The sequence below is a fragment of the Allomuricauda sp. TY007 genome (assembly GCF_010468565.1).
In the GTDB taxonomy this organism is placed as follows: domain Bacteria; phylum Bacteroidota; class Bacteroidia; order Flavobacteriales; family Flavobacteriaceae; genus Flagellimonas.
The window spans coordinates 113,312-125,672 of the sequence record NZ_WUEG01000012.1 but is presented as its reverse complement, the minus strand read 5'-3'; the positions used below and the strand labels follow the sequence as shown (position 1 = coordinate 125,672).

Genomic DNA, 12,361 nt, shown 5'->3' with positions numbered 1-12,361 from the left:
AAGCCCCTCGTTGGTGCCGAACACCCCGATCATCTTGTCCACCTTGTCGTAATACGGCTTTACGTCATCATAGCCTATGGGCCAGTTGTCGCCGTGCCCGTCAACGTCCTTGTGCTTGAAGTCCTTCGGGCCGAAACGCAGGGAGATCCTCCCCCAGTGGTTCGTCCGACCCCCCAGCATCCGCGAGCGGAACCAATCGAAGTTCGTGCCGTCCCCTTGGGTGTAGGGCTCCCCCTCGATGTCCCAGCCGCCGTAGGCCGCATCGAAGTCGCCAAAAGGACGGAACCGGGTACTTTTTCCCCTCCTCGGGCTCTCGTAGGGCCATTTCAACTGCGTCTGGTGCTCCGGCATCGCCGGGTCGAAAAAGGGGCCCGCCTCGACCACGGCGACCTTCAGGCCCGCCTCCGACAAAACTTTCGCCGACATTCCGCCTCCCGCTCCCGAGCCTACTATGATCGCATCGTAGACCGTGCCGTTCTCTATTATCTGCATGGATTCTTGTTTGGTTTTTATGAGTAAATGAATCAAGCTTAACGGACAACCATTGCGCTGTGTTTACATAAAAATGTTATGCAACGAATTGCCATAAGCATATTAATTGGTAAAATCGAGGCCCATCATCCATAAAGGATTCCATGGGCCCCATATACATATTAAATATATTTAATAGCCATTATTATCGGTGCCCAGACTAGGGTTACGCTGAAGTTCAGGTCCCGGCAAAGGCAACAACATATGTTTTTCTTCAATTTGCTTGCCTCTTTCTGTGGTATGGCCCACTGCATTTACAAAGGATATGCTACCTGGTGCATCCGCTACCGGAAACTGACCTGTGCGAACAATATCGAACCAAGTCTTGAATTCGAACACCAATTCTTTGTGTCTTTCTTTCCACACCTCTTGTACAAAGGCTTCTGTTCCCAAACCGGTAAGGTCTGCTTCAATCGTGGCCAAATCGGATTCCCAATAAGCTCTGGAGCGTACTTGGGCCAAATAGTTAATGGCATCGGAAGTTACCCCACTGGATCTTGCAATGGCTTCGGCAGCAATCAGGAGCACATCGGCATAACCATAAACTGCAAAATCCTTTCCTGAGTTTGCTGTTTCAAAAACTGCTGTGTCATCGTGCCATATATACGGTGCTGGTGAAAAAGTCTGTTCTGTATCTTCAAAACTGGAATGGAAAAACTGCTTTTCCTGAATTCGAAGGTCATTATCAGGGTCATAAAGGTCCAAAAATCCTTCTGAAGGCAAATATCCCCCATTGGTAATGTCATAAAGAACTTCTGAAGCCAGTGCCACTGGATAGGAATATCTTGGATAAACCGAAGTAGCTATCTCCGGATCATATTCTTTGATATAAATATGCTCCACTGCTGATGCATCCCCTTTTCTGATCTTGTTGTATGCTGAGTTTTCTGGATCGATTACTCCCGGAGATACTTCATCATGCTGTACCAAATCATAAGAACCGTAGGTTCCGTTGATGATTTCTTGGGATAATGCTGCTGCATCGGCATACCGATCAGCGTTCAATGGGTTACCGCTCATGGTCAGGTACACATCAGCCAATAAGGTTGCCACTGCTCCTGCAGTAACACGTTTGCCATTGTCCACCATACTTACCGTTGGTAAGCCACCATCAAGAGCATCCTTTAAATCCTGCTCGATCAAGGTATATACATCGGCTATCGGGCTTCTTTCCAGATACAGGTTGTCCAAAGATTCATAGGGCTCCGTTGTCAATGGAACCGGACCGAACCATCTTACCAAATAATAGTAGGCAAATGCCCTGAAGAATTTGGCTTCGGCCAACAATTGTGTTCTTTCCGAATCACTCAATCCCGGGGTTTCAGGAATATATTTGATGGCATTATTGGCTCTGGAGATCCCTAAGTAAAGTTCCCTCCATCTGTCTTGCAAATAACCTCCAATGTTGTCCCCGTTCAGGGTCAACTCCTGTGAATTGCTCACATGCAATTCCTGACCTGCGTACTCATTATAGAAATAACCTGACATATATCCGCCCAACATTAGGGGTGTTCCACTGTAAACCCCACCATCCGTCATATTGGGAGCTCCGGTCCTATACAGGGAATTCACGGCACTATATGCTTGATCTGGTTCTGAAAAGAACTGGTTGGAATCAAGTTCGGCAAGGGGTTGTTCTTCCAAAAAGTCCGAACAAGAGCCCAATACAATCATTCCAATGAGAAAAACTATATATTTAATTTTCATGATATTTTTTTTATGTATTAAAATTTGAGGCTACATCCTATGGTAAATGTCCTAGGCTTGGGGTATTGGAAGAAGAAAATGTTCTGTCCCCATTGGTTTCCACCCCAAGAAGTTGCTTCGGGATCGTACCCTTGAAAGTCTTTGGAATGGATTACGAAAGCGTTTTCCAAACTTGCATAAACACGTAGTCTGTTCAAGCCCATGATATCCAAAAACTGCTGATTGAAGTTATAGCCCAAAGAGAATAGGTTTCCTCTGATGTAGGAACCATCAACCACCCATCTGCTATCTACCTGACTATTCTGCCCTGCATAGGCTTGGTTCCTGATTTCCTGTACCATGGTGTTCTGATTGTTCTCGGTCCAACCATCATAAAGAATGGTAGCAAGTCCGTTTGCAATACCGGAACGGTCTTCTGTGGAGTGATAGAATTGTTGCATGATCTCCACACCGGCCACAAATTGAATATCTGCAGTGAAATCGAAGTTTTTATATCTGAAGGTGTTGATGAAACTACCTGTGATATCTGGCAAACCTTTTCCAAGGATTTTCTTTTCTGCAGATCGTTTGGCCTCTCCTGGAACAGCACCAACCTCAGCGGCCTCCGCAGCTTCGTCGGTTCCCCAAGTTCCCAAACGCTCGTAACCCCAGAAAGAGCTCAAGGATTCTCCTACCCTAAGAATGGTCTGACTTCCTGAAACCCAAAATGGTCCTGGCTCAATGTCCTCATCGTTCTCACCTAAACTTTCAATCCTATTTTTATTGTAGTTCATGTTGAAAGAAGTCTCCCAACCGAAATCGGCTTTACGGATAATCTCTCCCGTAATCATGGCCTCGATACCTTTATTGGAAACGGAACCGATATTATCCCTTACCGAAGTAAAGCCGGTTGTGTACGGCACGGGTCTGTCCAATAAAAGGTCTTTGGTCAACTTATCGTAGTAGTCGAACTCAAAGCGCAACCTAAAATCAAAGGCGGCCAAATCCAACCCTATATCAAATTGACTGGTTTTTTCCCATTCCAAGCCTGGGTTGGACAAACGATTCACAGAACTGGAGCTTACCCTTGTACCGTTCAGTAAAACCGTACCCGATGATACCGTGGCCAATGAACTGTACGGAGCAATCTCCGTGTTACCTGTGATACCGTAGCTACCACGCAATTTCAATCGGTTGATAGCGGTTACGTCCTCCATAAAGGATTCCTCACTAATATTCCAACCTGCTCCAATCGATGGGAAAAATCCGTATTTGTTGTCCGCTCCAAATCTCGAGGAACCGTCGACCCTTCCTGTCAAGGTCAATAAATATTTGTCTTTAAATGTATAACCGGCACGTAAAAAGTAGGAGTTCAAAGCCCACTCGTTAGTTGTGGATTCCGGCGCACTTGGGTTACTGGCGGAGCCAATGTTGTTGTAACGGAAAAAGTCGTCACTAAATCCTCTGGCAAAAATGTTGGAGGACTCGTACTTGCGCTCTTGCCAACTTAACCCCAGCATGGCGTTTATTCTATGGTCTCCAAATTCCTTGTTATAGGTAAGGTAGTTTTCCTGTTGCCAATACGTGCTTTTCTCGTTAAATATCCTGGCATAACCATCTGGAGCTGAAATATTTACCAAATCCCTTGGTGAATACTCCTTTTTATTTCTGATATTTTTATCGAAACCGAATTGGGTCCTAAACTCCAAACCTGGCATGATGGTAAAATTCGCGTAGAAATTTCCAAAAAGCTGGTTTCTTTCCCAGAATCTTTCTTGTGTTTCCAATACATGAACTGGGTTGGACATGGATTCCAAGTTGTAGGCATCGCTGATCATTTGGCTATTGCTCCACGTTCCATCAGGAAATTTAACAGGGAAAATCGGGGGCATTTCTATCATGGTCCTTCTTGGAGACTGACCGCCTCCTCCTTCTTCAAACTCCGTATCCTTAACATCGTTCACCATAAGGTTAACGCCCAACTTTAGCCAATCTTTTGGAGTAACATCATAAGCGATTTTTCCGCTGATTCTATCCAATTTGTTGTTCAGCATTATTCCTTCAATGTGGGAATAATTCAAAAACACCCCTATGGATGATTTTTCACTCCCTTGCTGAATCGACAACTGGTGATTGTTGGAATAGGCAGTACGCGTAGCTTCATCTTGCCAGTCGGTATCATAAAGCGGGTTTCCTTGCGCATCAAATAAATTTGGGTCATTGGTTGTGAATACTGGTGCTGGATCATTGGGTCGGTACTTAGGTGTATTTTCCATACCTGTTCTTACTACTTCCAACCACTCATCTGCATTAAGCAGGTCCATTTTTTTGCGAAGGTGGCCCACACTTAAAAAACCATCATAACCAATTGAAATCTTTTCATCTTTTGAGCCTCTTTTGGTTGTGATCAAAACTACACCATTGGCACCCCTTGCCCCATATATTGCAGCGGATGATGCATCTTTCAATACCTCCATGCGTTCAATATCGTTGGGGTTTATGAATTGGATGTCGTCCATCACTACACCATCTACAACATATAAGGGGTCTGTTGATGAATTGATGGTACCTACACCACGAATCACTATTCTAGGGGATCCTGTTGGAGAACCGGAGTTTAAAAACACGTTTACACCGGCTACTTTCCCCCTCATCCCTTGGAGGGGATTGCTTACTGGAGCTTTTAAGAGGGTCTCGCTATCCACGGCTCCAACGGCTCCAGTGAGGTCTGATTTTTTCTGGGTACCGTAACCTACAACAACAACCTCTTCCAAGGCGGCCACATTTTCTTTAAGAACAACGTCTATGGTCTGTTGATCACCGACTTCAATTTCTTGGGTTACAAAGCCTATGTAGCTAAACATAAGAACATCGCCAGTATCTGCCATGATGCTGTAATTACCATCAAAATCGGTGGTAGTACCCTTGGATGTTCCCTTTACCAAAATAGATACCCCTGGAATAGGTGTACCGGCATTGTCCGTAATCTTTCCATTAACGGTAAACTGTACCGTGGTCCTGATAAGCTCATTGATCTTATCGGGACTCAGGGCTGTCGGCATTTTATCGACATGTTTGTTTAAAAGACGCTCTATTTTGTTTTTTATTTCGGGATTGTCTTTTGGAAATAGAATGATTTGATCTCTAACAAAACTAAAGGCGATGTCGGATTCCGAGAACAGCTCGTTCAATACGGCATCCAATGTCTTGTTTTCTACTTTTAGCGATTTTTTGGAATACACATCTACTATACTGTTGTTGTAGAAAAAACTGTAATCGCTCTTGCGTTCGATTTCGTTCAATATCCTCTTTAATCTCACATTGTTTGCCTCTAACGAAATGCTTTGGGCATTTGCCTCAGAAGCAAATAACTTGGCCAAGGTAAGTGCCACTAAGATTAAATAGATTTTCATTATCCTAATAATTGGGACCTTTGGTAAAAAAAGTTCCTTTTTTTCCATAATTTTGATGAGTTTACGATGTTTAATTACATTTCTATGTGGTTAAATAATTATTGAGCAGGGGGGTGCGGGAACACCCTCCTCTCTTTTTTGGGTCATTTCTTCATATAAAGTGTTATTTGGTTATTTTTTATTTGATACAGTATCGGTGAGGAAACTTCGAAAAGATCCAATATTTGTTCTATACCAAGGTTATCGAACTCCCCTGTATATTTATAGTCCATTATCCCTGGTGACTCAACGGATATGTCAACTTTGTACTTTCTTTTTAGATCGCTTATTACCTGGCGTATCGGCGTCTCATCATAAATAAGTTTGCCCTGGCGCCATGCGGTAAAGTTTTCTGTCTGTACATTATCTACAATAAGTTTATCGGCATCTTTAACATAGGTGGCCCTTTGGGATGGGTTCAATACCACTGTTTTTTGGTCCCGTTCTTCAACCACCTTTACCTTCCCAGAAACCAAGGTTGTTTCCACATTTAAATCTTCCGGGTACGATTTTACATTGAAAACTGTGCCCAAGACCTGAATTTTCATCCCATTTCCTGTGGCGACCATAAAAGGTTTTTTGGGATTGTGGGTCACATCAAAAAATGCCTCGCCCTTTAAACTGACCTCTCTTAATTCACCAGAAAATTCCTTGGGATAAGACAATGTGGTGTTGGCATTAAGGGTTACTTTGGTGCCATCGGACAACATGATTGTTTTATTCTCGCCAATTGAAGTTGCCGATGTAATTTGGGAAGCATCCGGTGTTTCGGTTTGATCCACAGGCAGGGTCAATGTATATGTGAGAGAAAAGATTAAGACTGCACAAGCTGCGTACCCCACGTATTTGTACCATTTTGCATATATACTTTTTCGACTGTCAGAACTACCATACTCGCTCTGTTTTAGTGATTTGGCCACATGCTTTGCCTTTAAAATATGATAGCGTTGCTGTTGTTTTGGGTTTTTGAGCAACCACTTGACAACTTCTTGCTTTCTTTCATTGGTCAGACGACCTTCGACCAATGCAATAATATCCTTTTTGTTCATTGTATTCAGGAACGGTATTTATTAGCAAGACGTAAAAAAAAGGAACATCCCCTAGTCTGGATGTAAAAATTAAAAAAATAGGGTGGGCAAATATTCGTTCAAAGCCACTCTAAGCTGTCGTAAAGCTCTGGTAATGTGGTTTTCGACTGTTTTTGGGGAAATCTCCATCTCTTTGGAAATTTCTTGGTGGCAAAGTCCTTCCAAGCGACTTTTCTTGAACACTTTTTTGCACTTTTCCGGTAGTTCATCTATGGCTTCATCAACCAGTGCCTGTAACTCTTTTGCCAAAATAGATGAGGCCATATCATCCGCCAAAGCACTATGGTTCAACCAAAACTCCTGCTGTTCGGCAGACATATCTTTGGTAAGCTTATTCTTTCTTGTTCGTAAATAGTCCAAACATGCATTTCGGGTCATACTGTAGATATAGCCCGTAAAATTTGTGGTAATCTGTAAAGTTTCCCATTTCTCCCATAGCCTGATAAAAACATCGTGAACGATTTCCTCGGCATCTTCTTGGGAAGGGATATAGCTATTTACGATTACAACAAGCTTAGGCCTATAGAACTCGTACACTATACTGAAATCGTCCTCTGTGCCATTATCAGATAGAGCGTTGATTTTGAGGTTATGCAAATGTTCTGGCTTCATTTGTTGGGAAATGCAAATTTTTGACCCTGCAATTTACAAATTTCGAATTAACAGCAAATTTTCATTCAACCCTATTTTAATAAAGTTGAAGAACTGGTCAGGTAGGTTTGAAAAATAAAGAAGTTTTTTTCAAGGGGGTTACCTTGGTTACAGCTAAACAAGAAAAAGTATTGAGTCCAACCAAAACCGACTTGGGGCAGTAGTGCAAAAAACAGCTATGGGTTGCCTCCCAAACTCCAAAAAAAGAGCCAGGACAAATCATTAAAAATCTTTGGCCTTAATTAATTTTAAGACTAAAATGTAAGGTGGTGGTACTTACCTGTTTTTTTTTTGGTTATAGACCAATAGGTATTTCCACAATGGCGGTTGTTCCTTTACCTTCTTCCGAGGTAATATTGAGCCTGCCCCCGATACTGCCAACCATATCCGTAACAAGTCTAATGCCTAAACCATATCCCTTTTCACCACTCGTCCCCTTATCTTCTCCTAAATCCGACTTTGTCAGCTTTTGGAGTTTTTCTTTTGAAATACCCTTTCCATTATCCCCCACCTCTATCTGTAGCAATAGGTTTTCTTCTTGCTGTATTATGTCAAGTTTTACCTTTATCTCCCCTTTTGGTGCTGTAAATTTTATGGAATTGGCGATAAGGTTCCCAACAATAGGGAGCAGTTTTCTTCTTGAAAATTTATGATGATTTTTTGTTTCATTATAAATAAATTCAAGGTTTATCTGCTTGTTACGGGCTGCTAGCACATAAAGATCGTGAAGGTGTTTTTTTTAATTCCGAGAGGTTAAAATAATTTTCTTTCTGCTGCGCTTTTTGTTTGTCCAATATATCGTCGGTAAAATCCATGAGTTTGGAAGCCGAGCTCTTTATCATTTCCATGTACATCCCAAATTCCCCATCATCGAGCGTTTCATTTTCGGCACTTACGGTAAGTCCAAGAATACCCCCCACAGGTCCTCTAACGTCGTGTGCCATTTGGTTGCGTTGAACAATGGCCTTGTTAAGTTGTTCTTGCAGTGCATCCAACTTCATTTTGTCCTCGAGCCTCTTTACAACCTCGTCGGCAACAAGCCTTAACAATTTTTTCTTTTCGGAGGAGATGTTCTTTTCTTTAAAATCTATTACACAAAGTGCTCCGATACTTTCGCCTGTTTGTGTTTTAAGTGGAATCCCCAGATAGTATTTGAATCCTTCACTTCCTTTAACAAAAGGGTTGCCACTGAACCGTGCGTCTTCATCAAGACGTGGGACTTCCATTAATTCCTCGGTGTGAATCGTATATTGACAAACAGAGTCCTCACGATTAATTTGCATGAATTCCGAAGAGTTTGATGTTACTGTCCATTGAGAGTAATTATCAATTAAGTTGATCAAGGACAACTCTGTATCGGCGATATTGGCAGCCAACTGGATCAAGCCTTCAAATTCGGTCTGAAGATTCCTATAATCGAGGTCAAACTCGTTCAGTTTTTTTATCCGTTTATACTCTGCATTCTTACGCTCAAATTCATCCATCAGCTTAATTTTTATTTGGCTGATAAAAATAAATTAAAAGGTACTGAACTCCAATCAAATAAGTACTAAGCTTATATTAAACTTAAGGGCAAAAAAGTAGTTTTTGGTTGGGAAAATCACCACTTAGCAACCAAATAATGGGCACTATATAATTATGTTAACAATCCAAAACAGATTTGATTACCACAATAAATCGGTCCCCAACCAATAACAGACCATTTTGTTTATGGACAGAAACGGTAATGTGATTTTACCCAAAGCAGGAAGAAAACAGCATGGACAAGTTTACCCACTGCTTGTAGTTTCTGTCATCCATTCTATAAACATAGAGTCAATAGTGTTAGATTCTTGCTATTTATATCAAAAAAATATATATTGGAATCCTTTAAAACAAAGGACACATTTTTTGGACTGCCAACAAAATATGTGCTTAACCAACCGCTTTCCCAAACATGGACATTCTTGATTTTAGGTATCTAGAAACCATTATCTTCACTTCTGTTTTTAGTGTTTTCGGTATCTATCACCTGCTTTCTTTTTTCGTGTTAAAGCATAAGGTTTTACTCTATTACTCTATACTCATCTTTGGGTTGACCTTACACTGGAGCCTATATTTCTTTTTAGATGGATCTTTTGGCAGTACGGCTTCAATAATCGCAGATAAGGCTTCCCTTACCACGGCCATGATCTCAACTTTGGGATTATTGCTTTTTACAAAAAATTACCTAAGTATAGAAAAGGACACCTTTCCCAATTTATACAGGGCCTATAAGATATTTGTTGGAATCGTTGGCAGCCTCCCCATTTTGCATATCACAAATAATTTGACAACTAAAATCGAATGGTTGAATGATTTTTTTGTGTTGTTCGCCGCCATTATGTCCATGGCCTCTATGTTTCTGAACATATTTTCAGGTTTACGATTGTTCCATGCCCATAAATTGAACCGGTACTATCTGTATTCTTACACTCCCATTCTACTTGCCGCAATATTGTACATAGGCACTTGGTTTTTGAAAAGACATTTTGATTTTTACACCTATCCGATCATTCTCATAACTTCAATCTTAGTCACTATCCAGCTAATCCTTTTTTCGCTGATCATTGGGTTTAAGTATAAAGCTATTGAGTCTGAACATTTAAAATTACAGCTTAATGCAAACCAAATGCTAAAAAATGAAGTCGATAAGCAAACAAAAAATCTCCAACTCGCCAAAAAAACACTTGAAGATCAAAACGAGGAGCTTGAAAAAGTCAATCAACTCAAGAATAAACTGTTCTCGCTACTTACCCATGATGTCAGGGCACCTCTAAACAATTTCATTGCTATCATTGAATTGATCCAATCCAATTTAACGGATAAAGAACTACAACCCATTTTAGAAAAATTGAAGAATGAAATTTCCGATAAGGTTTCCATGGTCAATGGTTTACTTCAATGGTCCCATAAACAACTGGATGGCATGGAATTGGATAAAAGTTTATGTGACTTAAATTCTATTTTCAGCTCCATAAAACACGAGTTTGCCCGAATGGCCCAAGATAAGGATATTGACATTGAGCTACAGATTTTGCACCCAACACTTTTAATGGATGCAAACATGCTCAAAGTGGTTCTCCGCAATTTGGTTTCCAACGCCATAAAATTTAGCCAGAACGGCCAAAAGGTTATTTTATGGTCACAAAGCAATGCCACATGCGTTGAAATAGGTGTGCGAGATTTTGGTATGGGAATGCAAAGTGACTGGTTCGAGAGACTTGGGCATGACGACCGGCCGGAAATAAGAACAGGAACTCAGGGAGAAAAGGGCACCGGTTTTGGTTTGGTCATTGCAAAGGATTTTGTTGAAATGAACGGTGGTAAACTGATTTGTGAAAGCGAAATAGGCAAAGGTACTAACTTTATATTGCGCTTTGAGGATACAAACATTGACCATATCTCGGACAAAGAGACACCCGGCTCCAATGCTGGAAAAGGAAAATAATATTCTCCGATAACAGCAGCTTTTTTTCCTGAAAAGCTTTCTTCCTATGGAGTACTTTTTAAATCACCAAAAAATCTATTATCTCGAAACGATGTCGGTCACCACATCAAAGCTCAGTGGCTTTTGTAGATAATCTTTGATCAACCCGTAGGTTTTTGCTGTTTCCATATCGCTCGGATCCGTGGAAGAGGAAACTATATATACTGATATTGATTTGCTGTTGACCCAATCACTTTGCTCTATGGCATTCATAAACTCCCATCCGTTCATCTCCGGCATGTTAATATCCAGCAAAATGGTGTAATGGTCCTTTTCATTAAAATTATCCTGTAAAAAGTCCAAGGCTTCCCTACCATTGGAAAACTCTATTACCTTGAGGTCTGGAGAAACCTTTTTAATCAATTTTGATGATACCCAGTTAAAAGTTGGGTCATCATCTACCAGTATTATTGTTTTTTCCATGTTCGAAATTACTCAAATTCATCATTGTGTTGGTTTCAGCAACAATATTTTGGATAATTTTATCCAGTTCATCGCCAGACATTTTTATTTTCTCTAGCAGATCGGGAAAATCATGGGGTTCCACACAGTCTTGTTCCAGTACGTGTATTACCGATAATATACGTGCCAAAGGTGCCCTGACTACGTGCGATTGTGTCCATGCGATTTCTTTAAGCTTTTTGTTCTGGGTTTCAACAGTGCTCACATATTCCTGCTTTTCGGTGATGTCGCTTGCCAGTATCAATCGTACCGTTCTGCCCTCATATTCAATATTATTGCTATAGATCTCCACACAAATGGTCTCACCTGATTTTAAAGTATGGTAAAACACACCAGCATAGCTGTCCCTGTTTTCTCTTTTACGTTCCTCCAAACTTTTTTCCAAAAACTCCATGTGGTTTTTTGGCCTAATGTCCTTAATGGTCATGCTCTTGAACTCCTCCAATGTATAGCCATATTTATCAATGGCCGCTTTGTTGACGTTCAAAAAACGGAGGGTTGATGGATCAAAGATCCACATGGGCTGGGGACTAAAATCAAACAGGTCCTGATATATCTTTTTGTTTTTGTTCAATTTGGCGATGTAACTTTTTCGCTCAAGGGCATAGATAATGGACTTGTATATGATCTCCGGGCTGATCTCATCCTTGATCAAAAAATCCGACACCCCTTTGGACAATATCTTTCTGGCCAGTTCAATATCCGAGTAGCCTGTTAAAATAATGATAGGAATATTGCCACTGACCTCTTGTACCTTTTCTACCAATTGTTCCCCTTTCAGGTCGGGCAAAATAAGATCCAGCAAAATGATGTCGATGTTCTCAAAAGATTTGAGCTCCGATATGGCCGATTCAAAGGTCTCCTGATGGATAACCTTGATGGCACTGAATTTTTCGAGCAAATAATCGTCGATCAACATAAAATCACCGGGATTGTCCTCGATTACCAGTACGGAAAGTTGTTGGTCATCCTTCATCATTGGT

Annotated in this window: 10 protein-coding genes; 1 reads left to right on the top strand and 9 read right to left on the bottom strand. The window is 41.1% G+C overall.

Annotated elements, in window-relative coordinates:
- The 7 genes from GO009_RS13395 to GO009_RS13365 all read right to left on the bottom strand — a co-directional run.
- Nucleotides 1-492, bottom strand: a 492-nt coding sequence (locus GO009_RS13395; protein WP_163626748.1) for an FAD-binding protein, incomplete at its 3' end; no start/stop codon positions are given.
- A 171-nt stretch (nucleotides 493-663) separates the two neighbouring features.
- Nucleotides 664-2,238: a RagB/SusD family nutrient uptake outer membrane protein gene (locus tag GO009_RS13390; RefSeq protein ID WP_163626747.1), complete on the bottom strand. Its 1,575-nt coding sequence runs from the start codon at nucleotides 2,236-2,238 to the stop codon at nucleotides 664-666.
- Between the two features lie 17 nt (nucleotides 2,239-2,255).
- Complete coding sequence (locus GO009_RS13385) at nucleotides 2,256-5,630, bottom strand: TonB-dependent receptor (RefSeq protein WP_239057468.1); 3,375 nt, start codon at nucleotides 5,628-5,630, stop codon at nucleotides 2,256-2,258.
- A 143-nt stretch (nucleotides 5,631-5,773) separates the two neighbouring features.
- The gene (locus tag GO009_RS13380; RefSeq protein WP_163626745.1) at nucleotides 5,774-6,718 is read right to left on the bottom strand and encodes a FecR family protein; all 945 of its coding nucleotides are present in this window, start codon (nucleotides 6,716-6,718) and stop codon (nucleotides 5,774-5,776) included.
- 69 nt (nucleotides 6,719-6,787) lie between these two features.
- Nucleotides 6,788-7,369 carry an RNA polymerase sigma-70 factor gene (locus GO009_RS13375; RefSeq protein ID WP_163626744.1) on the bottom strand — a complete coding sequence of 194 codons (582 nt, stop codon included), beginning with the start codon at nucleotides 7,367-7,369 and terminating at the stop codon, nucleotides 6,788-6,790.
- A gap of 334 nt (nucleotides 7,370-7,703) precedes the next feature.
- Complete coding sequence (locus GO009_RS13370; protein WP_163626743.1) at nucleotides 7,704-8,123, bottom strand: HAMP domain-containing sensor histidine kinase; 420 nt, start codon at nucleotides 8,121-8,123, stop codon at nucleotides 7,704-7,706.
- Nucleotides 8,107-8,892 (bottom strand): GAF domain-containing protein, encoded by a 786-nt coding sequence (locus tag GO009_RS13365; protein ID WP_163626742.1) that lies wholly within the window; start codon nucleotides 8,890-8,892, stop codon nucleotides 8,107-8,109. The genes GO009_RS13370 and GO009_RS13365 overlap by 17 nt, the downstream gene beginning before the upstream one ends.
- A 452-nt stretch (nucleotides 8,893-9,344) precedes the next feature.
- On the opposite strand from GO009_RS13365, the gene GO009_RS13360 reads away from it, so the two are divergent.
- Nucleotides 9,345-10,877, top strand: a complete 1,533-nt coding sequence (locus GO009_RS13360; protein WP_163626741.1) for a sensor histidine kinase — start codon at nucleotides 9,345-9,347, stop codon at nucleotides 10,875-10,877.
- A gap of 78 nt (nucleotides 10,878-10,955) precedes the next feature.
- Here the strand turns inward: GO009_RS13360 and GO009_RS13355 are convergent, their stop codons facing one another.
- A complete protein-coding gene (locus GO009_RS13355; protein WP_163626740.1) occupies nucleotides 10,956-11,339 on the bottom strand; it encodes a response regulator in 384 nt (127 codons plus the stop codon).
- Nucleotides 11,311-12,357: a response regulator gene (locus tag GO009_RS13350; RefSeq protein ID WP_163626739.1), complete on the bottom strand. Its 1,047-nt coding sequence runs from the start codon at nucleotides 12,355-12,357 to the stop codon at nucleotides 11,311-11,313. The genes GO009_RS13355 and GO009_RS13350 overlap by 29 nt, the downstream gene beginning before the upstream one ends.
- Nucleotides 12,358-12,361 lie beyond the last annotated feature (4 nt).